20 protein-coding genes are annotated in these 23609 nt (G+C 68.1%); 10 read left to right on the top strand and 10 right to left on the bottom strand.

The annotated features are described in order from the left end of the window. The first annotated feature begins 20 nt into the window (after window positions 1–20). The 7 genes from ASG30_RS09330 to ASG30_RS22105 all read left to right on the top strand — a co-directional run bounded on the left by ASG30_RS09330 (window position 21) and on the right by ASG30_RS22105 (window position 7892). The gene (locus tag ASG30_RS09330) at window positions 21–941 is read left to right on the top strand and encodes a LysR family transcriptional regulator (RefSeq protein ID WP_055895209.1); all 921 of its coding nucleotides are present in this window, start codon (window positions 21–23) and stop codon (window positions 939–941) included. 15 nt (window positions 942–956) lie between these two features. Next, on the top strand, window positions 957–1835 hold the full coding sequence (locus ASG30_RS09325) for a LysR family transcriptional regulator (RefSeq protein WP_055895207.1): 879 nt from the start codon (window positions 957–959) through the stop codon (window positions 1833–1835). A gap of 142 nt (window positions 1836–1977) precedes the next feature. Further along, window positions 1978–3081, top strand: a complete 1104-nt coding sequence (locus ASG30_RS09320; RefSeq protein ID WP_082522000.1) for a Bug family tripartite tricarboxylate transporter substrate binding protein — start codon at window positions 1978–1980, stop codon at window positions 3079–3081. Between the two features lie 47 nt (window positions 3082–3128). After that, window positions 3129–4151, top strand: coding sequence for a YeiH family protein (locus ASG30_RS09315; protein ID WP_055895206.1), 1023 nt, complete (start codon window positions 3129–3131; stop codon window positions 4149–4151). 77 nt (window positions 4152–4228) lie between these two features. After that, window positions 4229–4966 (top strand): sulfite exporter TauE/SafE family protein, encoded by a 738-nt coding sequence (locus ASG30_RS09310; protein WP_055895204.1) that lies wholly within the window; start codon window positions 4229–4231, stop codon window positions 4964–4966. Between the two features lie 186 nt (window positions 4967–5152). Next, entirely contained in the window at window positions 5153–7075 is a 1923-nt protein-coding gene (locus ASG30_RS09305; RefSeq protein ID WP_055895203.1) for a PAS domain-containing hybrid sensor histidine kinase/response regulator, read from the top strand. 97 nt (window positions 7076–7172) lie between these two features. Next, window positions 7173–7892 (top strand): hypothetical protein, encoded by a 720-nt coding sequence (locus tag ASG30_RS22105; protein WP_082521999.1) that lies wholly within the window; start codon window positions 7173–7175, stop codon window positions 7890–7892. Window positions 7893–7985: 93 nt separating this feature from the next. Here the strand turns inward: ASG30_RS22105 and ASG30_RS09300 are convergent, their stop codons facing one another. The 10 genes from ASG30_RS09300 to ASG30_RS09255 form a co-directional block, all read right to left on the bottom strand. Then, window positions 7986–8399, bottom strand: coding sequence for a hypothetical protein (locus ASG30_RS09300; RefSeq protein ID WP_055895201.1), 414 nt, complete (start codon window positions 8397–8399; stop codon window positions 7986–7988). A gap of 214 nt (window positions 8400–8613) precedes the next feature. Continuing rightward, a complete protein-coding gene (locus ASG30_RS09295) occupies window positions 8614–9222 on the bottom strand; it encodes a hypothetical protein (RefSeq protein WP_156385471.1) in 609 nt (202 codons plus the stop codon). 175 nt (window positions 9223–9397) lie between these two features. Continuing rightward, a complete protein-coding gene (locus tag ASG30_RS09290; RefSeq protein ID WP_055895196.1) occupies window positions 9398–11833 on the bottom strand; it encodes a penicillin acylase family protein in 2436 nt (811 codons plus the stop codon). Window positions 11834–11925: 92 nt separating this feature from the next. Continuing rightward, window positions 11926–12954 (bottom strand): type II asparaginase, encoded by a 1029-nt coding sequence (locus ASG30_RS09285; protein WP_055895194.1) that lies wholly within the window; start codon window positions 12952–12954, stop codon window positions 11926–11928. 38 nt (window positions 12955–12992) lie between these two features. Further along, the gene (locus ASG30_RS09280) at window positions 12993–13967 is read right to left on the bottom strand and encodes a succinylglutamate desuccinylase/aspartoacylase domain-containing protein (RefSeq protein ID WP_055895192.1); all 975 of its coding nucleotides are present in this window, start codon (window positions 13965–13967) and stop codon (window positions 12993–12995) included. Further along, on the bottom strand, window positions 13967–14941 hold the full coding sequence (locus tag ASG30_RS09275; RefSeq protein WP_055895190.1) for a Bug family tripartite tricarboxylate transporter substrate binding protein: 975 nt from the start codon (window positions 14939–14941) through the stop codon (window positions 13967–13969). Before ASG30_RS09275 ends, ASG30_RS09280 begins: the two co-directional genes overlap by 1 nt. Before the next feature lie 119 nt (window positions 14942–15060). Then, window positions 15061–15957 carry a LysR substrate-binding domain-containing protein gene (locus ASG30_RS09270; protein WP_055895188.1) on the bottom strand — a complete coding sequence of 299 codons (897 nt, stop codon included), beginning with the start codon at window positions 15955–15957 and terminating at the stop codon, window positions 15061–15063. 423 nt (window positions 15958–16380) lie between these two features. Continuing rightward, complete coding sequence (locus ASG30_RS09265) at window positions 16381–18249, bottom strand: potassium transporter Kup (RefSeq protein WP_055895187.1); 1869 nt, start codon at window positions 18247–18249, stop codon at window positions 16381–16383. A gap of 131 nt (window positions 18250–18380) precedes the next feature. Next, on the bottom strand, window positions 18381–19067 hold the full coding sequence (locus tag ASG30_RS09260) for a response regulator (protein ID WP_055895185.1): 687 nt from the start codon (window positions 19065–19067) through the stop codon (window positions 18381–18383). Beyond that, a complete protein-coding gene (locus tag ASG30_RS09255; RefSeq protein ID WP_082521998.1) occupies window positions 19064–20566 on the bottom strand; it encodes an ATP-binding protein in 1503 nt (500 codons plus the stop codon). The genes ASG30_RS09260 and ASG30_RS09255 overlap by 4 nt, the downstream gene beginning before the upstream one ends. 216 nt (window positions 20567–20782) lie before the next feature. Here ASG30_RS09255 and ASG30_RS09250 point away from each other — a divergent pair, with 216 nt between their 5' ends. The 3 genes from ASG30_RS09250 to ASG30_RS09245 all read left to right on the top strand — a co-directional run bounded on the left by ASG30_RS09250 (window position 20783) and on the right by ASG30_RS09245 (window position 23561). Continuing rightward, window positions 20783–21925 (top strand): sensor histidine kinase, encoded by a 1143-nt coding sequence (locus tag ASG30_RS09250; RefSeq protein WP_327212919.1) that lies wholly within the window; start codon window positions 20783–20785, stop codon window positions 21923–21925. A 102-nt stretch (window positions 21926–22027) separates the two neighbouring features. After that, complete coding sequence (locus ASG30_RS22485) at window positions 22028–22174, top strand: hypothetical protein (protein ID WP_442965679.1); 147 nt, start codon at window positions 22028–22030, stop codon at window positions 22172–22174. A gap of 7 nt (window positions 22175–22181) precedes the next feature. Beyond that, entirely contained in the window at window positions 22182–23561 is a 1380-nt protein-coding gene (locus tag ASG30_RS09245; protein WP_055895180.1) for an APC family permease, read from the top strand. The last annotated feature ends 48 nt before the right edge of the window (window positions 23562–23609 follow it).

The raw sequence follows: 23609 nt of genomic DNA, 5'->3' as shown, positions 1-23609 counted from the left end.
CGCCGGCAAAAAGAACCGACATGGACGTCAAGACCCTCTACACCCTCATCGCCATCGCCGATCGCGGCAGCTTCGCCGAGGCCGGAAACGCCATCGGCCTGTCGCTGTCGGCGGTCAGCATGCAGATGCGGGCGCTGGAAGAGGAGCTGGGCATCACGATCTTCGACCGCAGCCGGCGGCCGCCGGTGCTGACCGACAGCGGGCTGGCGCTCACCCACCGGGCACGCGAGCTGATCGCCCACTGGGAGAGCATGAGCGCCGCGCTGAAGAAGGATGCCGGGGGCGGCCTTCTCAAGCTCGGATCCGTGCACACCTGCGTCTCCGGCGTCCTTCCCCTGGCCTTGAAGCGGATGCGCCAGCAGGGCCATGGCATCGACATCCACCTCACCACCGGGCTGACCCACGAACTCGAGAAGGCGGTGTACCACCGGCAACTGGACGTGGCCATCACCACCGAGCCCGAGTCCATGCGCAGCGAACTGGAATTCCTGCCGTTCGCGGACGAGCCGTTCGTCGTGATCACCCACCGGACCACCGAGGGCGGCACGGACAAGGAGGTGCTGGAGTCCACCCCCTACGTGCGGTTCAACCGTTCGGCGCGCGTCGGCTACCTGATCCACGAGGAGATCACGCGCCGCAAGATCACCGTGCGCTCCGTCATGGAGATCGACAACCTGGAAGGCGTGATCGCCATGGTCGCCAATGGCCTGGGCACATCGATCGTGCCGGCGCGCGACCTCAAGAGCGAATTCCCGGCGTCGATCCGCACCATTCCTTTCGGCTCTCCACCGCTCACCCGCCGGCTGGGCATCCTGGTGCCGCGCGAGAACCCCCGGGCCCATCTCGCGCAGATCCTCCTGGATGCCTTGCGCGCGGTGTCCGCGAAGTCCAACGGCGGCAAGGCCGGCGCCCCCGGCGGCACCCACGGCTCGCGCCCCTGAGCGCAGCCCTTTCACGTGCGTATCACCCTGCGCCAGCTCGAGCTTTTTTCCGCCGTCGCACGTGCGGGCTCGACGTCGGCCGCCGGCGCGGACGTTGCGCTGTCGCAGTCGGCCGTGAGTGCGGCCTTGAACGACCTGGAGCTCACCCTCGGAGCGCAGCTGTTCGACCGGGTGGGCAAGAAACTCGTGCTGAACGACCTCGGGCGGGCGCTCCACGAGCGGGCCGCGCGCCTGCTCGATGGCGCCCGGGGCATCGAGCAGGACTTCAGCCGATCCAGCCAGCTCGGTCACCTGAAGCTCGCTGCGAGCACCACCGTCGGGAACTACCTCGTTCCCGACCTGCTGGCTGCGTACAGCAAGCGCTATCCGGACCGGCGCGTCGACGTGCAGATCGGCAACTCGCAGGATGTCGCCAGGGCCGTCAGCGAACTGCGCGTGGACGCCGGCCTGATCGAAGGCCCCAGCCGGCTGCCCGGCCTGAACCTGGCGCACTGGCGCGATGACGAACTCGTGCTGGTGGCCGCGCCGCACCACGCCCTGGCGACACTGCAGCGAACCTCCCAGCCGTGCATCCCGATCGACGCGCTGCGCCGCGCCAGCTGGATCCTGCGCGAGGAGGGCTCGGGCACCCGGGATGCCGTGCAGGCAGTCCTGGTGCCGCTGCTGGGGGAATTGCAGGTCGGCCAGGTGCTGGGCAGCTCCGAGGCCATCAAGCGCGCGGTGGCGGCCGGCCTGGGCATCAGCTGCCTGTCCCGGCTGCTGGTGCAGGAGATGCTGGAGCAGCGAACGCTCGTGGAGCTCGCAACGCAGCTGCCTGCGATGACAAGGCCGCTGTTCCTCGTGGTGCATCCGGAGCGCCAGCTCTCGGAAGCCGCCTCCAGCTTCGTGCATTGAGCGAGGTGACCACTTGCGCCGGTCAGTTCGAGCTGAATTATTCGTTTCGCCCAAGCGGACCTGCTCCCTACAGTCGCAGCAGACCGCTGCATTGCAAAGACAGCTGCCTGCTTGCAGCGATGTTCACCAGAAGGAGACACCAATGAACCATGAGACGAACCTGGGCTGGGCCCGGTGGAAGAGCCCCCTGCGGGCACTGCGTGCCTTCCTGCAGGCCCCGGCTGCCCGGCGCCGCCCGGAAGCCCCCCAGCCCACCGCCCAGGAGCGGTCCGAGCGTGCGCTCGGCCGGATTTCATTGGCGATCATCCTCGGCCTCCTGGCCTTGAGCGGCAGGAATGCCGCGGCGTCGGAGTGGCCGGACAAGCCGGTCAAGATCGTGATCCCGTTCGCCGCCGGCGGCGCGACGGATCTGCTGGGGCGTGCCCTTGCCAATGAACTCGGCAAGATCTGGAAGCAATCCGTCGTGGTCGACAACCGTCCGGGGGCAGGCGGTGCGCTCGGCGCGGAGGTGGTCGCCAAGTCGCCTTCCGACGGGTACACCCTGCTGCTCGCCTCCGGGAGCATGTTCACCGTCAACCCGCACATCTACTCGAAGCTGCCGTACTCGACCCGCAGCTTCGAGCTGATCACCAAGGTGGCGAGCGGACCGATGGTCGTCACCGTGAATTCCGACCTACCGGCCAGGAACATGCAGGAGCTGATCGCGTACGCGAAGGCCAACCCTGCGAAGGTGAATTTCGCATCGGCCGGCAACGGCAGCCAGGTGCACATGGCGGGGGAATCGTTCGCGGACGCCACAGGCATCGACATCACCCACATCGCCTACAAGGGCGAGGGCCCGGCCTACGCCGACCTGCTGGCAGGCGTCGTCCAGATGGCGGTCGGCAACATCAACGCCATCTCGCCGCTGCTCAAGACCGGCAAGATCCGCGCCCTGGCCGTGACGGGCAAGGAGCGGGTCGCGCTGCTGCCGGAGGTGCCCACCGTCGCCGAGGCGGGCCTCTCCAACTATGACTTCACCGGCTGGTTCGCCCTGGTCGCACCCGCGAGCACGCCCACCGCGCTCACCGACCGGATCGATGCGAGCGTGCGGCAGGCCGTGGCGCAGCCGGGCATGAAGCGGTACCTGGCCGAGCAGGGCATGACCGCCACGCTGTCGCCCAAGGGCAAGCTGGGCGATGAGATCAACAACGAGACGGAGCGCTGGAAGGTGCTGGTCTCCAAGCGCAAGATCAGCGCCAATTGACCCGGCGCCCACTGGCACCGACTCCATCCGAGCCCCGGCAACCTCCGATGAACGCTGTTGTCCTGGCGGGTACCTCGGCCATGCGCATGTGGCCTGGAACGCTCGTCTGCGTCGTCATCGCCCTGGCTTCGACCTTCGTGTCGGAGCACTACGGCGGCCCCCAGTTGATCTATGCCCTGCTGATCGGCCTGGCGTTCCACTTCCTCAGTGCGAACCCGCAGATCAAGACAGGCGTGGACTTCTGCGGGCGCACCCTGCTGCGGGTGGGCGTCGCGCTCCTCGGCGCGCGGATCACGGTCGAGCAGGTGGCCGACCTGGGGTGGAAGACCGCCGCAGTCGTCGTGCTGGCGATGACGCTCACCATCTGCTGCGGCGTGCTGCTCGCCCGCGTCCTCAAGCGCCGGCCGGAGGAGGGAGTGCTCTCCGGCGGCGCGGTGGCCATCTGCGGGGCTTCGGCCGCGATGGCCATTTCCGCGGTCCTGCCGCAGACGCGGGAGAACGAGCGCATCACGCTGCTGAACGTCGTCGGCGTCACCGTCTTCTCGACCGTCGCCATGGTGCTCTACCCGTTCGTGCTGAAAGCGGTCGACCTGAACGGGATGCAAAGCGGCATCTTCCTGGGCGCGACCATCCACGACGTGGCGCAGGTCGTGGCCGCCGGAGCGCTGCTCGGCACGCAGGCGGCCGACACGGCCACGGTGGTCAAGCTCTTTCGCGTGCTCCTGCTGGTGCCGGTCGTCCTGGTCATCTGCCTGGCCTTTCGCCGGGCGGGGGCCGCCGCCGTCGGCCTGGACAGGAAGGTTCCGCCGGTCCCGGGGTTCCTGCTGGCGTTCATCGCCCTCGTGGTGGTGTCGAGCACCGGCGTGCTGCCGACCCAGGCCGTGTCGATGGCCAGCGATGCGTCCCGGTGGCTGCTGGTGATCGCCATCGCCGCGGCGGGCGTCAAGACGTCCTTCGAAGACCTGCTGAAACTCGGGTGGCAGCCTGTCCTCATGCTGGTGGTCGAAACCCTGTTCATCGCCGTGTTCGTCGCGGCCGCCCTGCTCGGACTCAAGCTCGGGCTGTCCTGAACCGCGCAGGGCACGCAGGGCGAAGAGCCTTGCCGCGCCCCGCACGTTCGCGCCCAACGCCACGGCCCCCATCCAACGTGAGCACCACCGAGTACCTGTCGATCGCGGCGACCATCACGGTCGCCTATACGGTCTTCGGCCTCACCGGATTCGGCGCCGCCATGGTGGCCGTCCCGGTGCTGGTGCAGGTCGTGCCGCTGCAGTTCGCGGTTCCCCTGATCGTCCTGCTGGATCTCCTGGCGACCACGCTGGTGGGACTGAGGAACGGCAAGCTCGTTTCCCGGAAGGAACTGCTGCGCCTGTCGCCGTTCCTGCTGCTCGGCGTGTGGATAGGGGCCACGGCCTTGGCAAGGCTCGACGCGCGATGGCTGCTGATCGGCCTCGGCGTCTTCGTGATCGCGATGGCGGCCCGCAGCCTTCTCTCGCCGGCAGCCGACCAGCGCGTGCTCCACAGCGGCTGGGTCGTGCCCGCCGGGCTCGCCGGGGGGATGTTCAGCGCCTTGTTCGGAACCGGCGGCCCGATCTACACGATGTACCTCTCGCGCCGCCTGCCCGACCTCGAGACTTTCAGGGCGACGATCGCAACCGTCATCTTCCTCAGTGCGATCGTCAGGCTGGCGGCCTTTGCCGGCACCGGGCTGCTCCATCAGGAGGGCCTCGTGCTGACCGCGGCGAGCGCTGTTCCCTTCAGCCTGGGCGGGCTGGCGCTCGGCGCGTCGCTGCGAAAGAAGATCGCCCCCGCCACTGTCAAGCGCCTGCTGCTCGTCTTCCTCACCGCAGGCGGCTGCGGCGTGATCCTGCGGGGGCTGTCCTGATGTGCAGCCGACGTCATGAACGTCGGCGACGATGAACTAGGACGCCACGTCGAGCCGGCCTTCGATCGAGTCGTCCAGCGTCTTGCCGGTCAGCGATTGCTGCGGGATAACACACCTGTCTTTGGCCAAAGCCCCTTGATTGTCTGCTGCCGGCCGGCTCGTGGCGGCGGTGGGCACAATGCCCCGGTGACCATCCCCGCCCCCTCTCCAGCGGCTGAGCTCAACACAGATCAGCGATTCCAGACTCTCTTCGAGCAGGCCCCCTTCAGCGTGCAACTGCTGTCCGTGGACGGCCGGACCTTGCGGGTGAACCAGGCATGGAAGGACCTCTGGGGCACGCACGAAGGGGACCCTCTCCTCGAATTCGTGCTCTCCGAGTACAACATGCTCACCGACCCGCAGCTCGAGGTGAAGGGGGTGACCGCTCATTTGCGGCGTGCGTTCGCGGGTGAACCGGTGCGGCTGCCGGCGATCCACTACGACCCTGCAGAACTGGGCAAGCCGGGGTCGGCTCGGTGGGTCGAAGCCACGGCACGGCCCATCAAGGGTCCGGATGGCAACGTCGTGGAAGTCATGTTGATCCACGAAGACGTGACGGACCGCCTGTTGGCGGACCGGGCATTGCGCGCGAGCGAGGCGCAGTTCAGGACGATCGCCGATGCCATGCCGCAAATGGTGTGGTCAACGCTGCCGGATGGCTACCACGACTACTACAACCGGCAGTGGTACGAGTTCACCGGCGCGCCGCAGGGTTCCACCGACGGGGAAGCCTGGAACGGCATGTTCCATCCAGAAGACCAGCCTCGCGCCTGGGAGGTGTGGCGGCACAGCCTCGGGACGGGCGATCCGTACGAGATCGAATACCGGTTGCGGCACCGCTCGGGCGAGTACCGGTGGGTGCTCGGGCGGGCACTTCCCGTGCGCAACGAGCAAGGCCTCATCGTTCGGTGGATGGGAACGTGCACCGACATCCACGAGCAGAAGGAGGCGCGGGACGAGCTGCTTGCCAACAACCGGCGCAAGGACGACTTCCTGGCGATGCTCGCGCACGAATTGCGCAACCCGCTGGCGCCGATCAGCACCGCGGCGCAGCTCCTGAAGGCGGCGTCCGACGACCCGGCAAGGGTTGCGCGCTCCGCGGCGATCGTCGAGCGCCAGGTGCGTCACATGACGGAACTGGTCGACGACCTGCTGGACGTCTCGCGGGTCACGCGGGGGCTTGTCGAGCTGGAGCGCAGGCCGGTGGAGATCAAGGGAGTGCTCGGCAGTGCGATCGAGCAGGTGCGGCCCTTGATCGAGGCGCGCGGGCACCAGCTGACGACGCGCATGCCGTCCGGCGACGTGCACGTCCTTGGCGATCGCACCCGGCTCGTTCAGGTCGTGTCGAACTTGCTCAACAACGCCGCGAAATACACGGCGCCGAACGGCGGCCTCTCGGTCTCGCTGGCTGTCGGCGAAGCCGTGGAGGTGCGCGTGGCCGACACCGGCATCGGGATCGAGCCGCAGCTGCTGCCCCATGTGTTCGACCTGTTCACGCAGGGCGAGCGCACGCCCGATCGCGGGCAAGGCGGGCTCGGTCTGGGGCTCGCTCTCGTGAAGAGCCTGGTGGAGCTTCACGGTGGCCGCGTCACCGGCGAGAGTCAGGGGCCTGGACGGGGCAGCACATTCGCCGTCACGCTTCCGCTGATGAAGGCCGGAACGTCCACGACATCCGACCCCGATGAAGTGATCCAGATGCCGCGAGCGTCACAAGCCCTGCGGGTCATGGTCGTCGACGACAACAAGGATGCCGCCGAGACCCTGGGGATGCTCCTGGAGAGCCTGGGCCACGCGGCGCGCGTGATGCACGAACCCGCGCAAGCGCTCGCGGCGGTCCAGCTCTCATCCTTCGATGCTTTCGTGCTGGACATCGGCTTGCCCGGCATCGACGGCTTCACCCTCGCCCGGCGCTTGCGTGCCCACCCCAACGGGAGTGCTGCGACCTTCATCGCGCTCACCGGCTATGGCGGTGCGGACGACAGAACTCGCGGCAATGACGCGGGCTTCAACCACTACCTGGTCAAGCCGGCAGACATGGGGGAACTGGCGAGGATGCTGCAGCAGGCGTGAGCGGAAACTTGCAGGTTCTGCGTTCAGGAGCCATCGAACGCCTGTGCCGGGCGGCCTGACGTCTGCTTTCGAAAGCAGTCTTGCCGATAATCTGCCGGTGACCGGCCACGTCGATCCAGGCTACTTCGACCTGCAGGTGCGCTTTGCCGAACGGTATGCGGCATTGATCGGCATTCCGCTTCACGAAGCTATTGGCAGATGCACCAACCTGCGTCGGCGTTTTGCAATGGTCGGTCCTTCGGGTCACGACAGGTGGGCGGCTTTCCTGGATGGAGTCCAGGCCTGCTCGCATCACGACGATGTTCTGCGGATCGTGATGGACACGCATGACAGCGCCCCTACCCGAAGCCCATCACCATTTGGATGCTTCAGCTACGATGCGCCGGACGCGCAGGGGACGTTGCGCCTCCACTTCATGCCAGAAGAGCGTCACAGGTGTTCGAGTCCGCTCGCGGCGAGCAGCCTCTCGGAACGGCGCGCCGAATTGCAGGCACTCTTCACGGATGTTCGCCAACGGCACCCCGAAGTACGGCAGGTGCGAGGGCTCTCATGGCTCTATCACGTGCGCGCGTACCGGAACCTCTTCCCTCCGCCGTATGCGGCATCAGTCGCAGCGCCGATCGGTCCGCTTCATTTGACGGGCAGCTCGACGTGGGGGCAGGTTCTTGACTACCGACATCGATTGAGGCGTGGCATCGCGGACCGGGTGCTCGAAGGGTTGAGCGAGTCGACCGTGAGCGCGCCGTGGCAGGCGTTCCCGGTCCAACCACTGACTGCAGTTTGCTCGGCAGATCACTGGTTCCGCTGGTTCGAGTAGCCACAGCCGCACGACGGCTGTTCCGGCGACGGTACCGCAGCTGCTGGTACTGTGCCCGCCTTGCCAACTCGCCGGTTGGTGCTTGGAACGTCATCAATCGCGCGGCCGGATGCCGAACCAGCGTGCCAGCCGGTTGCGCCAAATGTCGCGACCGGCCTGACGATAGCCCCGTAGCCACCCGCGGGTCGGCGGCATGCGGCGCACGACCCACTGCGCCACGACGATGAAGGTCACCATCGAGAACAGGCTGAGCCACAACGCGGCCCACCAACCGTGGCCGGCTTGTTCCAGTCCCTCGCGCAGCGCCGACCGCAGCACGATCACGCCGAAGAGCGGCACGGCCGCGATGCACAGGTAGCCGAGCAGGAACCTGGTGAGGCCAAGCCGCCGGCGGCGTTCGCGGGAAACCAGGGACGTGATGGCCACCGAAACCAGCAGCACCACGGCGAACCAGGGCAGCTGTTGGCTTGCACGCTCGACGAAGGCACTTGAGAGGATCTCGCGCATGGGCGTGGTTCCAACCGAGCGGGTTGCCCGGCGACTCGGGTCGCGTAGTTGAAATAGAGCGGCAGTGTGTCCTCTGCTGGTGACTTTGCCGCTAGCAGTGCTGAGTGGCTGCTTTCGGCCAGGAGCAGCCATACGGACTCTCGGATGGCGAGTTCGAAGCATGCAAGAACAGGCTGCTTGCCGGCATGCGTTGAGCGCGGGCATCGCCCGCCGATCAATACCGCCCGTTGTTCGCATCAATGCACGACGAGAACAGCTCCCGCGCCAGGCCGAGTTCCTCTTTCCGGCCGGGTGCGGCGAACATCTCGTCGATGTAGCTGTTCGCCTGGTCGCGCGAGAGCGCCAGCTTGGCGCGCGCCATGCGGGCCTTGACCTCCACGGCCGGCTCCTTGTTGTCCTTGGCCCGCATCACGTCGACGGCGAACAGCGAGTTGTCGAAGCACTGCCGGTGCAAGCGGCGCTGGGTGTCGGTCGTCGTGACGCGCGCCTGCAGCAGGCACACGTCGAACTTCACCTGCGCAACCACGTGAGGCTGGTGCGTCTGCGTCCAGACCTTCAGCTCGCGCTGGACATTGATGCGTGAGGACTCGTCCTGCGCGCCCGCAAGCTGCGCCTGCTCAATGTCGGCATCGGTCTTCTTTCCCAGGTGGTACACGCGGTAAACGTAAAGCTTCTCCATGCCAGCGTCCGCACAGTCGCTCAGCGGGTTCCTGGCGGCGCTGAGCAGCAGGTTCTGGTATCCCTTGAGTTCCTCCGGGGCAAGTTGGGCTATGGACGCCTGCGACACAAGCAAGGCAAAGGCAATGCAAGCGAGTTTCTTCATGTTGTCTCGGCATCTTACGCACCTGCCGCAGCCACGCCCTCGTGCTCTCCGGGCCCTGCCTGAGGGCTGCTTCCGGCCAGAAGCAGCCATCTGCATCCCGTTCTCAGCGGCCCCACACTGGCCGCCTGCGCGGCAGCCGGAGTGTTGCTCAGGCCGCAGGATGGCCCTCTCTTCTTCAGCGCGCGGGCTGCAGCTGGAGTCGCTGAGTCGCGTTGCGCTCGACTGCCTGGCGACTGTAGACGAGCGGGAAATATTGGCCCGCGGCCCACACGGGAGCGAGATCGCGGTAGTGCGGACTGGCCGGATCGCCGGATTGGCCGGGGGTGTTGACCACGCGCGAGGCATCCCACTGGCCGACGTCGAGAACCATGCGGAACGATGCGCCCGCGGTCAGCTGGTAGTTGGCCGGGTTGTAGCTCGCGGCCAGCGGCGTGGAGGGAGAGCCGCCCAGGGGCCAGTCACCCACCACCAGGCGCGCGCGCGTCGCCGGGTCCACGGCCGCTGCCAGCGGATGGTTGAACACGGCGCGGTGCAGCTTGCCCCACTGCCATGCGGCCGGGTCGCTTCCCAGCCGCTTTGCCGCCGCCGCATAGCCCTTGCCCAGGCTGGCCAGCAGAAGGGCGTCGCGCTGGGCCGCGCTCAGCGGGGCCGCCGGCGTTTCCAGGAACTGCACCACGCGTTCGGTGCTGGTTTCGGTGGCGGCGACGCGTTGCACGGCCGCTGGCAGGGTGCCCACCACCGCCGGACGCAGCGCCTCCATGAACCACACCTCGTACAGGGCCGCGGCCGCGCTGTCGGGCGCCATGCGGCCGTCCCAGCCACGCAGCAGCGCCAGCGCGCGCGCGGTGTCGGCGTCCGGCGAGGACAGCGGCGCCAGCAGCTTGAGCAGGCGCTGCGCCGGAACCGCCGTCACGTCGGTCTGCATCCGCTGAGAATCCTCCAGCGTGAACGGCCGGCCGGCCGCGACCTGCTGCTGGAAGATGCCGTGCAGGCGGTGCGCGCGCGCCGGGTCCGACCACTCATAGCCGACGCCGCCATTGCGGTAGAGCGGATGCTGCGGCGGGATGTTGTTCTCGTTGGCCGTGACGACGTAGCCGCGCGCGGGATTGAACTCCCACGGCAGCTCATCGCCGTTGCGGTAGCCGGTCCACTCGTAGCGGCCGTCACCCGGCACGGGCAGCAGCCCATCCCAGTTCGGGCGGATCGGCGTCAGGCCGCCGGGGATCCAGCCGATGTTGCCGGTGCTGTCCGCGTACACCTGGTTCTCGCCGGGCGCGCCCCATCGGTTCATGGCCGCGCGGAACTGGTCCCAGTTCTGCGCGCGCATGTAGTCCATGGAACCGAAGTAGGGCGCCATGCCGAGGTCCAGCCAGGCGGCGCGCAGCGCGAAGGCGGACTTCGCGTCGCCGTGCAGCACGGGGCCGTGGCGGGTGTACCAGTTCTCCACCACGCGCGGCTGCGCCTCGCCCTTGACGGCGATGCTTTCCTGCACGCGCGTCATTGGCTCCCAGCGCCCCTGGTAGCGGTACTCGCGCGGATTGGCCGGGTTCACCTGGTACGTGTACAGGTCCTCCTGGTCCATGTAGAAGCGGGTCAGGCCGAACGCGATGCGGCCGTTGTGGCCGATCGAGATCCCGGGCAGGAACGGCTCGCCCGCGCCGATCACGTCCATGCCGGGTGCCGAGATGTGCGAGATGTAGCGCAGGCTCGGCGCGCCATGGGCACGGTGTGGATCGTTGGCGAGGATCGGGCGGCCGGTGGCGGTCAGCTTCGGCGCGATCGTCCAGTTGTTGCTGCCGTAGCTGGCCAGCGTGTCGGCGTCAGGCTGTTCCGCGGTCTGCAGGGCCGCGGGATCCGCGGGCAGCACCGACACCCTGCTGGCCACCGGCGTGTTCTCGCGCGTGAAGCGCGGTGCGGCGGTGGCCAGCGCGTAGGCGCGTTTCAGTTCGGCCGCCGGCAGCCCGCAGGGATCGAGCCCCTCCGGCACCTTCGCGACCACCGTCGGCGAGGTCTCGCGCCGCAGCGCGTCGGCGCGGATGCCGTCCGGTCCCGCGCAATAGGCGGCGGCCCGGTCGACCTCACCCGTGAAGTTGAGCGTCAGGCCATGGTGGCGGATGCGCACCGTGTCCTCCGCAGCCCAGCGCGAGGGCTTGTAGCCCAGCAAGCGGAACTCTAGTGGCAGCTTGGCGGGGTCGGCCTCGGTCTCGGCGACGAAGGCGTTCACGCCCGCCACGAAGGCTTCCGCGACGCGCTTGGCATCGGACCCGTAGGCCAGCCACTCGCGGTACATGTCGCCGCGGAACAGCACCGATCGCGCGGCGCGGTCGCTGTCCACCCAGCCCGGCCCGAAGTCCCTGGCCATCTCGCCGAGGCCGCGCTTGCGCCACGTGTCCATCTGCCACAGGCGGTCGCGCGCCGCGGCGTAGCCCTGCGCGATGAACGCGTCGTACAGTGTGGCTGCGTAGATGTGCGGCACGCCCCAGCGGTCGATGAGGATCTCGGCGGGCTTCTCCAGGCCGGCGACGGGCACCGCGCGCGCCGGCGCAGTGACCGGCACCGTGCTGGCGCAGCCGGCCACGACCAGCGCCGTGCAGGCGGCGAGCAGTGTCATGCGGCCCGAAGGGCGGAGGGATGGAAGACCAGCGGGACGAACTTGCACGGATGTCTCCTGTTGTTGGTATGGGTCGTGCCGGGACGCTCGGATCAGGAACCGAAGTAGCCGCGGATGCGCGCCAGGTCGGCGCCCTGCGCCAGCGCCAGCTGCAGCAGGATACGCGCCTTCTGCGGGTTGTAGATGCCGGCGCCGATGCCGTCGGTCTTGGCCGTGACGTAGCCCGAACCGGTGCGCGTGGAGATCACCACCGGGATGCCGGCGGCGGACAGTTCCTTGATCTTCGCCTTGACCGCGGTGGGCACGTTGCCGTTACCGACGCCCGCGATCACGAGGCCCTTGGCGCCGCCCTTGACGGCCGCGTCCAGCAGGTCGATGTCGGACTCCTGGTGCGTGTAGAGCACGGCGACCTTGGGCAGCTTGTCGAGACGGGTGACGTCGAACGCCGGCTTGCCGACCGGCCGCGCGGGTTCGAAGTAGAACTTCGGCGCGCCGCCCACGAAGGCACCCAGGTAACCCTGCTCGGCCGACTTGAAGGTGTCGATCATCAGCGAGTTGGTCTTGGTGATGTAGAAGCCCGAGGCGATGCGGTCGTTCAGCACCACCATCGCGCCGCGGTTGCGGGCCTGGGGCGAGGCCGCCAGCGTCACGGCTTCCAGCAGGTTCATCGGGCCGTCGGCGGAGATCGCGGTGGCCGGGCGCATCGCACCCACCACGACCACGGGCTTGGGGCTGGCGACGGTCAGGTCGAGGAAGAAAGCCGTCTCCTCGGTGGTGTCGGTGCCGTGCGTGATCACCACGCCGGCGGTGCCGTTCTCGGCCAGCTTCCTGTTGATCGACTTGGCCAGCTTCAGCAGCACCTCGGTGTTCATGTCGAACGAGCCGACGTTGGCGATCTGCTCGCCGCTGATGGTGGCGACTTCCTTCATCTCGGGAACCGCGTTGATCAGCACCTCGACGCCCAGTGCGCCGGGCTGGTAGCCGGTGGTGTCGGTGTTGGACTTGGAAGCGCCGGCGATGGTGCCGCCGGTGGCGTAGATGGTCACGCCGGGCTTGTCCTGCGCCGAAGCGTGGAAGGACAGGGTGGCACCGATCAGGAGGGCGAGGAGTTTGCGTTGCATGGGGCGGGTCTCTTTCGGGGAACAGCTGGGGAGATTCGTCAGGCGGTCGCGGCCTTCATGGAACGGCGGCGAGCCAGGCGCACGACGGTGACGCCGGGACGCAGCTGCCGCAGCGAGGGCATCACGAGCACGCAGTCGTCGTACGGCGTGACGATCTCGCGGCCTTGTTCGTGGCCAATCACGGTGCCCTTGCGTTCGATCACCTGCAGGTCGGTGGGCGTGAACGCGAAGCGGAAGTCCAGGGTCTCGGCCACGATGGCGTCGGTGACCTCCAGCGACCACTGCGCGGGCGGCCGGTCGAGGCGCCACTGCGGCGGCAGGTCCTGCACGTCCATCACTTCCGTGAGCGCCAGCAGGCGGTGCACGGCGTCCTGCGCCACCAGGCGGCTGTCGGGGTCGCCGTGGTAGCCGCACTCGATCAGCACCGAGCGGGCATCGCCCGCATCGCTGCCGAACGGGCCGAAGTCGCGCAGGCGCCTGCCCTCGGCGTGGCCGGGGTCGACGATGACGGTGCCGGCCACGCCCAGTGCGCGCACGAAGTCGACGTGCCGCGGCTGCATGCCCGTGAGCAGCAGCGCGGAGCCTTCCTCGTGCATCGAGTGCAGGTCCAGCAGGAAGTCCGCGTCCTCCAGCCAGGGCTTCAGCTCGGCGGCCCGACGGCGTTCCAGGCTGCTGCCGCTGGCGAGCCGGTCCGGGCTCCACTGCCGGTTGAGGTCTTCCTCGACGAAGCGAGAGGCATGCGGCTGGGCCGCATCGAAGCGCTCGAAGGCGCGCAGGTTGCACAGGGCCAGGGTGAGCCGGCCGCGGCGCAGCTTCGTGCCGCCTTCCAGCACCGCCAACAGCTGCGACACCGCCCAGGCGCCGCACAGCTCGTTGCCGTGGATCAGCGCGGTGATCGTCACGCGCGGGCCGGGCTCGGCAGACTGGAATTGCCACACGCCTTCCGTGCGGGTGTTGCCCTGGCGCCAGCGGCCCAGGTCCGGCGGCGCCAGTCGGAATTCAGGTTCGCGCATCACTGCTCGATCTTCGCGGTGTCGGCGATGCGGCGGAACTTCCCGGTCTCTTCCACCATGAACTTCGGCAGGTCCGCCACCGGCGCGGGAACGCTGGCACCCGCATCCTGCAGCTTCTGGCGCACGGCCGGCGCTTTCAGGGCTTCCTGCGCCGCGGCGCGCAGCTTCGCGATCACCTCCTTCGGCATGCCTTTCGGTCCGGCGAGCATGAACCAGCTGCTCAGATCGATGCCCTTCATGGCCGGGTGCTCGGCCAGCGCCGGGATCTCGGGGGTGATGCTGGAGCGCCTGGCTTCGCTGATGCCGAGGGGCACCAGCTTGCCCGCCTTGATGTGCGGCAGCGCAGAGGACATGACGAACACCCCGAAATGGATGTTGCCGCCCAGCAGGTCGGACGTGAGCGGGGCGACGCCGCGGTACGGAACATGCAGGAGGTCGAGCCCGGCCTTCTCCTTGACCAGCTCGCCCAGCAGGTGCAGCGAGGTACCGATGCCGGAGCTGCCGAACGAGTGCTTGCCGGGCGCCTTCTTCACCGCGTCCACGAACTCGGCGGTGGTGCGCACTTCCGCCTTGGGCGACGCCACCAGCACCAGGGGCTGCGCGGCCAGCAGCGCCAGCGGCTCGAGGTCGCGCGCGCCCTTGTATTTCAGGTTCTTGTTGATCGACTCCGCGATCACGATCTCGTTGTTCACACCCACCAGCAGGGTGTAGCCATCCGGTTTGGCGCTCACCACCTTCTGGGCGCCGAGCGCGCCGCCGGCGCCGCCCAGGTTCTCGATCACCAGCGTGGCCTTGAGCACCTTGGCCATCTCCTCGGCGACCACGCGGGCCACGAGGTCGGTCGAACCGCCGGGCGGGTAGCCCACGACGATCGTGACCGGGCGGCTGGGAAAGGCGTCCGGTTGGGCGAAGGCGGAAGGGGCGCAGGCGCAAAGGACGCCGAGCGCGAGCAGGGCTCTGCGGAGCTTGAACATTCTCGAGACTCGATTCGGAGGAGTGGCAGTCGAGCGCGATGATGCCGGGGCTCTGCAGCGCAGGAGTGCCTGTTCGGCACGGAAGGAGCGCTCTCCGTGCCGGTTCGGCACGGAAGGGATCAGATGCCGCCGGCGTCGACCGTGGCCTGCCACAGCGCTTCGGCCAGCGGGCCGAGCGGGTTACGCGAGCGGTACAGCCGCACCTCCAGAGGCACGGCGTGGCTCTTGTCGCCGAGCTCGACCATGCGGCCCTGGCGGCAGTCGGCCGCGACCATCGAGCGCGGCAGCCAAGCCAGGCCGAAGCCGCGCAGCACGAATTCGTGTGCCGCATCGGCGCTGTCGACCTCGAGCGCAGTGTGGAGCAGGGGCGCGCGGGGGTGGCTGCCCAGGTGGTCGTGGACCAGCCGGCCCATCGCCAGGCTGCCGGCGTACGAGATCCGGGGCGTCGCCTTGCGCCGCGACAGCGGATGCATGGGCCGCCCGTCCGGCGTGGCGCAGCTCACGGGGACCAGCATCTCGTCGGCCAGGCGCAGGTGCGTGAAGCGCCGGTGGTCGAGCCGCGTGACCAGCATGCGGTGGTAGTAGATCAGGAGGAACTGCGCGTTCCCCGCTTCGAGCACGCCCATGGCGTCTTGCACGGCCATCGTCGACACCTGCAGCTTGCGCGGTCCGAAGAGGGGCTGCGTGCGCGCGTACCACGTCGCCATCAGCGTGCGGGCGAGGGTGCGCCCGGTGACGATGTGCACGCTCTCGTCCTCGCCGTCCTTCGGTGCGCCTTGCCGCACCGCAGCCAGCGCGGCAATCGCTTCGCGCGCGGCGTCGAGCATGGCTTCGCCGGCGGGGGTGAACTGCAGGGTGGCCGCGTCGCGCTCGATCAATGCCGTGCCAGCCCAGGCCTCCAGGGCGCGCAGGCGGCGGCCGAAGGCGGGGTGGGTGACGTGGCGGCGCTGGGCGGCCCGGGCGATGCTGCCTGCTTCCTGCAGGGCGAGCAGGTCTTCGAGCCATTTGAGTTGCATGGAAAGGGGTGCGGCCGTGATGGGGCGGGGGCCATCGTATCGGAGCCGGGCGCAGGCATCGCGCAGAGAGTGACCGATGGGCAAGATGAGCGAAACAGGGGCCCTGGTCGGGCGCCACTCTCGTGTGTCTGCTCTGGGTCTACAGGGACTGTCTGCTTTCGGCCAGGAGCAGCCCTGCTTTGCTACCAGGGCCCCTTCTTATAGTTCCTCATCTCTCGGCCGGTCGCCGCGTAGTGGCTGGTCTGGAACTCTGTCCAGGACCCGCAGAGCGTCAAGGCGGAACAGATCGACGCGACGCCTGCCGCGAGTCAAGTCCACCCAGGAGCAGAGGGCGAATTTCTTCGCAATGAACCGCACCTTCATCGGCGGGCCGCCACACCTCGGTTCAACGATGTCGCCGGGCTGGATGGCCATCTGGTTCTCTCAGATTTCGATCTTGGATCCGAGTTCGACGACGGCATTGTTCGGCAGCATCAGGAAGTCCGCAGCCGCACTCGCGTTGTGGTGCATCTGGGCATAGAGCTTCTCGCGCCACTGCGCCATGCCCGCGCCGATGGTGGGGACCACCACCTCGCGGGAGAGGAAATAGCTGGTGGCCATGGGATCGAGGTCGCAGCCCAGCTCGCGCAGCCGCCCCAGTGCCTTCGGCACGTTCGGGTCGTTCTTGAACCCGTAGTGCAGCACGATCTGCCAGCAATGGTTGCCCAGCGACTTGACCTCGGCGCGCTTGTCGATCTGGATCCACGGAACCTCGTGGGCCTGCACCGTCACGAAAACGTTGTGCTCGTGGAGGACCTTGTTGTGCTTCAGGTTGTGGAGCAGGGCGTTCGGCACCGTGCCGATGTCCGCGGTGAGGAAGACGGCTGTTCCTTCCACGCGGGCAGGGGGCGCGTCGAATACGCTCTGCAGGAACGGCTCGAGCTCCAGGGATTGCTCCCGCAGCTTGTCGTGCAGGATCTGCCGGCCTGATTTCCAGGTGGTCATGAGTGTGAAGATTGCGGCGCCGATCGCCAGCGGGAACCAGCCGCCGTCCACGAACTTGAGCAGGTTGGAGCTGAGGAACACGATGTCGACGACGAAGAAGAAGCCTGTCGCCGCGATGCAGAGCGCGAGGGGGTAGCCCCACCCGTAGCGGATGACGAAGAAGGTGAGCACCGTCGTGATCAGCATGTCGAGCGTCACCGCGATGCCGTAGGCCGCCGCCAGATTGCTCGAAGACCGGAAGAGGACCACGGCCATGACGATGGCGACGAAGAGCCCCCAGTTCACTGCGGGCAGGTAGATTTGCCCGATCTCACGCACACTGGTGTGGCGAATCTGGAGCCGGGGCAGGTAGCCCAGCTGGATGGCCTGCTTGGTCACGCTGAACGCACCCGTGATGAGGGCCTGCGAAGCAATGACCGTTGCCACGGTGGCCAGCCCCACCAGTGGAAGCAGCGCCCAATCGGGAGCCATCATGTAGAACGGGTTCTTCACCGCCTCGGGGTTGGACAGGAGGAGCGCTCCCTGCCCGAAGTAGTTGAGGGTCAGCGACGGCATCACCACGGTAAACCAGGCGAGGCGGATCGGCGTCTTGCCGAAGTGCCCCAGGTCCGCGTAAAGCGCCTCGGCGCCCGTGACGCACAGGACCACCGCGCCCAGGATGATGAACGTTGTGCCGGGGTTGACGAGCATGAACCGCAGCGCGTGGTGCGGACTGAGCGCGGTGAGGATCTCGGGGTGGTCGGCGATCTGCCAGATGCCCAGCGCCGCGAGTGTCAGGAACCACACGAGCGTGATGGGGCCGAAGAAGCGGCCGATGCCGCTGGTGCCGCGCTTTTGCACGGCGAAGAGGCCGAAGAGGATCGCTATGGTGAGGGGGATGACCCAGTCCTTGAAGCGCGGCGCGACGACCTCCAGGCCCTCGACGGCGGAAAGGACGGAGATGGCAGGCGTGATGACGCCATCCCCATAGAAGAGGCAGGTGCCGAAGATGCCGATGAGCAGGAGGATGGCGCGCAGTTTCGGCCTGTCCTTCACGGACTGGGACGCCAGGGCAAGCATGGCCACGAGCCCTCCTTCGCCGTTGTTGTCCGCCCGGAGCACGAGCGAGACGTACTTCAGCGAGACGATGACCGTGATGGTCCAGAAGAAGAGGGACAGCACGCCGTACACGTTGGCAGGCGTGAAGGGCACGTGTCCGGTTCCGAACACCTCCTTGAGGGCGTAGAGCACGCTGGTGCCGATGTCGCCATAGACAACGCCGAAGGCGCCCAGGGTGAGGGCGGCCAAGGAAGATCTGTTGTTCTGCACGCGTGGTCCTGTTGCGCTGGCACCCACGAGGACCTTTCGCGGACCTCGCGGGCCAACGCGGGGCGTTTGTCGCCCGGACCGCATAAAAAGCGCATAAACGTCCCCGAGCCCGCGGCCGGTCGGTGGAGCGCCTATTCGTCTGCCAGGCGGTAGCCGACGCCGAGTTCGGTGAGGAGGTACCGGGGCTCCGCCGGGTCCGCCTCGATCTTGGCGCGCAGGTGTCCCATGTAGATGCGCAGGTAGTGCAGCTGATCGACCTGCTCTGCGCCCCAGACTTGCGCCAGCAGCTGCCGATGGGTGAAAACCTTGCCAGGGGACCTCGCGAGCGCCTCGAAGAGCGCCATCTCGCGCGGCGTGAGCCGAACGAGTTCCCCGTCCAGTCTGAGCTCCCGGGCCGCCCGGTCGAACTCGAGGCCGCCGACGCTGACGGTCTGGGTCGATCTTGGCGGTGCGCCGGCGCGCCGCAGCATCGCCCGCACCCTGGCCAGCAACTCGCCTACCCCGAAGGGCTTGGCCAGGTAATCGTCTGCTCCCGCATCGAGCGCCCTGATCTTGTCCGCTTCCTGGGACCGGGCCGAGAGCACGAGCACCGGCACCTGGTTGGACCGGCGCAACCGGGAGATGAAGGAGATGCCGTCTTCATCTGGAAGTCCAAGGTCGACGATGAGGAGGTCGGCGGGGGCCGCGGCCAGCTCCCTCTCGGCTTGCGCGACGCAGCCGGCGGCGCGGGGCGCCATGCCGGCTGCGCTCAGGCTCGCGCACACGAATCGGGAGATTCCCGCCTCGTCTTCCAGCACCAGGATCGAGGACGCGCTCACGCGGCGCCCTCCAGCTTTTCCGAAGCCGGCAGGTCCATCCGGAACTCCGCCCCGACAGCGCAATCCTTTGCGCTGACGGAACCGCCGTGCGCCTCGGCCGCCAGCTGGCAGATCGCGAGCCCCAACCCCGAGCCCCCCGCGTGGCTGGCCTGTCCGCGGCGCCAGCGCTGGAAGAGCTCGGCGGCATTCCCGGGGGGAAGTCCGCGCCCGTGGTCCCTCACGGCGATGAAGATGCCTTCGTCGGTACGGCCCGCCTGCACCACGACCCGGGGAGGGTCGCCGCCATGGCGCACCGCGTTATCGACGAGGTTGGCAACCGCCTGCGCGAGCAGGCCGGCTTCGACCTTCACCAGCGGCAGGTCCCGCGGAACCTTCAGCTGGATGGAAGCGCCGGGCCAGCGCCTGCGCACGCGCGTCACGGCGGCACCCATCACGTCGTCGACCGACTCCCACTGCGTGGCCAGATCGATCTGCGGCTGGGAGAGCCGGGCGGTCTGCAGGATGTTGTCGGCCATGAGAGCCAGGTCCCGCGCTTCGTGCTCGAGGTTGTCCAAGAGCGTGGCCCGCTGAAGCTCCGTAAGGTCGGCGCCTTGGGAGCGCAAAGCGCTCGCGCTGCCCACGATGCCCGCGAGCGGCGTGCGCAAGTCGTGGGACAGGGAGGCGAGGAGCGTATTGCGCGCCGCCTCCGCCTTGGCGCTTTGCTCCGCGTGCGCCGCGGCGACAGAGGCCCGCTCGCGTTCGATGGCAAGCCCCGCCTGCCGGGCCAGCGCCGACCAATGCTCGGCCTCCGGTGGTGTGGGGCCTTGGCCTGCGCCGGTCTGGACTTGCACGGCACCGGCAGCGCGCACGCGCGCGAATGGAGCACACCAGACCGCAAGTTCCGGCCAGTTCAGGGAGCCGGCGCCTACGGAGCGACCATTGTCGATCGCCCATGCCGCCGCGCGATCGTCGAACTGCTCTGCTTCGGGGTCTGCATACATCAGCAGGCCGTCCCCCTCGGGCCGGCGCAGGTAGATTGCACAGGGTCTTGCCGTCACTTCCCGCATGCACCTGGCTGCGGTCCGCGCGAGGAGCTCGGTTCCATCGGCAGCGGCCATTGCTTCGCTCAAGCGGTGCTGCTGCGATGCCCGCGAGCGGCCCGTCTCGGCATCTGCACGCTTGCTGCGGAGCGATCTCACCAAGGCTCCGAGTCCCAACGAGAGGCCAAGTAGCGCTGCCAGGATCCACCAATACTCGGGTTCGCTGACGGTTAGCGACCCCCTGGGAGGAACGAAGCCTATGTTCAGCGCGGTGACCGACAGCAACGCTGACAAAGCGGCAGGCCCTCGCGGCAGGATGGCCGAGGATGCCGCTACCGCGACCATGTAGATCATGGCCAAGCCAGCCAAGGAGAGCGCGCCATCCAACACATGGCTCGCGGCAGTAGCAGCACTGGGGGCGACAACGGCAAGCGCCCAAGAAAGTGCTGGATTCCTGTCAAGCGCCGAGTCCGGGTCCACGGCAGCATGGTAGCGGTCGCCTGATTGCGCTCGACAGGGCGGGGTGATGCGACGCCTCGGCCGCGCAGGGCTCGAAAAGCGAGTAGTGTCGAAGGTCCCCCCTCAACCTGGCCACTGTCGTGCCTCGGGACAGGCGGAGCAATCACGCTCCAGGAGGGGCCAAGCATCGCAGGGGCCGTCCGTGCCTGAGCGCGCCATCTTTTCAGGGGCATTGCCATGATGCACGACTTCATCTCCAACAACCGCGACGAACTGCTGGATCGCTGCAAGGCCAAGGTCGCACGGCGGCCGCACCGGTCTGCGACCCAGGCCCAGTTGAGGAACGGGATCCCGCTCTTTCTCGAACAGCTCCAGCGCACGCTGGTGGCCGAGGAGGGGGGCGATGACGCCCAAAGCTTGGTGATTTCGGGTGCGGCAGGCGGCAACAGTTTCAACCTGTCGGAAATGGGCGTCGGTGCCACTGCCCACGGCAGGCAGCTGCTCGAGCTGGGGTTCACGGTCGATCAAGTGGTCCACGACTACGGAGACCTCTGCCAGGCCATCACCGACCTCGCGGTCGAACGCGATGCGCCGTTCGGCGTCGATGAATTCCGGACGTTGAACCGCTGCCTGGACAACGCCATTGCCGACGCGGTGACCGAATTCAGCTTCCAGCGCGATGCTTCCCGCGCCCTCGACCAGGACCGCGCGGTCGAGGCAAGGATCGGCTTCCTCGCCCACGAGCTGCGCAATTCGCTGTCGTCTGGAACGCTCGCGCTGGCGGCCCTGGAGGCCGGAAGCCTGCCGATCTCCGGCGCCACGGGTGCCGTCCTGAAGCGGGCGTTGCACGCCATGGCGCGGCTGATCAACGGGGCGCTCAGCGAGGTCCGGACCACGGCCCTGGGTCAACGCACGGTGCTCAGCGTCCAGGCGCTGGTGGCCGACGCGGCCTCGGCCGCAACCCTCCATGCGCAGGCGACCGGGTGCGCACTGACCGTCGCGCCAGTCGACGCGGCGATCGAGATCAGTGCCGACCGCGACAGGATCATGGGAGCCATCGCCAACCTGTTGCAGAACGCCATCAAGTTCACCGCGCCCGGCAGCGAGGTCACGTTGAGTGCATCCGCGTACGGCTCCCTGGTTCGCATTGAAGTCAGTGACCATTGCGGGGGGCTGCCGCAGGGAAGCATCGAGCGGATGTTCACCCCTTTCACACAACGCAGCACGGACCGTTCGGGTCTCGGGCTGGGGCTGACCATCGCCCGCGACAGCGTGGAGCTGGACGGCGGAACCCTCACTGCGCGCGATCTGCCCGGCACCGGTTGCGTCTTCACCTTGAGCTTGCCGCGCAACCGCATCTCGGGCCGCGCCGGCGACTGACCAGAGGCTGCTCCAGCCTGCGATGCCGACGGTGAGGGCGACGACTACGGCGGCCCCTATCGAATTACCCATCCAAAGACATCAACCATGCTAGCGCTCCCCATGCTGCTCAAGACGGTTCAGGCCAGACGGATCGACGCCGGACAGTTGATCACCCACCGCTTCAAGCTGACGCAGATGCTGGAGGCCTACGACACCTTCAGCCGGGCCGCGGACACCCGCGCCCTGAAAGTGATCGTCCAAGCCTGAGGGTCACGTGGCAGTCTCCCTCGGACCGTCTGACACGGGGGCCAGGCCACCCGCCCCGGCGCTGATCCGTTCGATCGGACCGTTCCAGCTCACGCTCTACGGGCTCGGCAGCATGCTGGGCTCGGGCATCTACGGGTTGATCGGCCAGGCGGCCGGCCAGGTCGGAAACGCCGTCTGGGCGTCGTTCCTCGTCGCCATGGTGGCGGCGCTGCTGACCGCGTTGTCGTACGCGTCGCTGGGCTCGCGCTATCCGCGGGCCGCCGGTGCTGCATTCGTGGCCCAGAAGGCCTACGGCATGCCGCTCCTGAGCTTCGTCGTGGGGCTGGCGGTGGTCTGCTCGGGCCTGGCCTCCGTCGCCACGCAGTCGCAGGTGTTCGCCCGGAACCTCGCCGTCCTGCTCGGTCCTGCTTCGCTGCCGGTGTGGGCCATGGGCGCCGGTTTCCTGCTCGTCATGGCGGCCCTGGTCCTGCGCGGCATCAGGGAATCGATGTGGGTGAATGTCGCCTTCACCCTGGTCGAGGCCGCGGGTCTGCTGCTGGTCATCGCGGTGGGCATCCCCTATTGGGGATCGGTCGACCTGCTGGAGATCCCGGACCTGCACGGCGGCGACGCCACGGCCTTGCTCGTGATGCAGGGAGCGGTGCTGACGTTCTTCGCGTTCATCGGGTTCGAAGACACCCTGAACGTTGCCGAGGAATGCCGCGATCCGCAGCGCACCATTCCCGTTGCGCTGGTGACCGCGATGCTCATCGGCGCGTCGATCTACGTGGCGGTGGCCGTCACGGCGGTTTCGGTCGTGCCCTGGCGCGAACTGTCGCAAGCGCCCGGGCCGCTGACGGAGGTGGTCGCGCGCGCCGCGCCGGCCATCGCGCCCTGGGTCTTCACCGCGGTGACCCTGTTCGCCGTCGCCAACACGGCGCTGGTCAACTACGTCACGAGTTCCCGCCTGGTCTACGGCATGGCGGGCCAGGGGCTCCTGCCGCGAGCGCTGGGCCACGTGCACCCACGCAGGCGGACCCCGTACCTCGCAGCCATCGTGCTCCTGGCGATCCTGCTGCCGCTGGGATTGCTCGGAAGCGTTGCGAACCTGGCCTCGGCCTCGGTGCTGTTGCTGCTGGCCGTCTTCGCCGTCGTGAACGGCGCCCTGTTCATCCTCATGGGACGCGAGAGCGAGCCGGCGGGCCGGTTCGAAATCCCGCGCTGGGTGCCGGCCGCGGGGACCGCCGTCTGCCTGCTGCTGGTGGGCCTGCGGGTGGCCAGCAGCGACTGGCACGCCCCTGCATTGGCAGGGGGCCTCCTGCTGGGGATTCTTGCGCTGTATGCGCTGTTGCGTCCGGAAGGTGACCGCGCAGCGGCGGCACCTGGCCGGGAGGGAGAAGTGCCATGAGCCCTGCTGCGAATCCGACGGCCGCGGCGAGCCCGGCGTCCTGGGTGC

Source organism: Ramlibacter sp. Leaf400 (assembly GCF_001424545.1).
In the GTDB taxonomy this organism is placed as follows: domain Bacteria; phylum Pseudomonadota; class Gammaproteobacteria; order Burkholderiales; family Burkholderiaceae_C; genus Ramlibacter.
The sequence above is the reverse complement of the archived record's forward strand: the minus strand, read 5'-3'. Positions and strand labels throughout refer to the sequence as shown.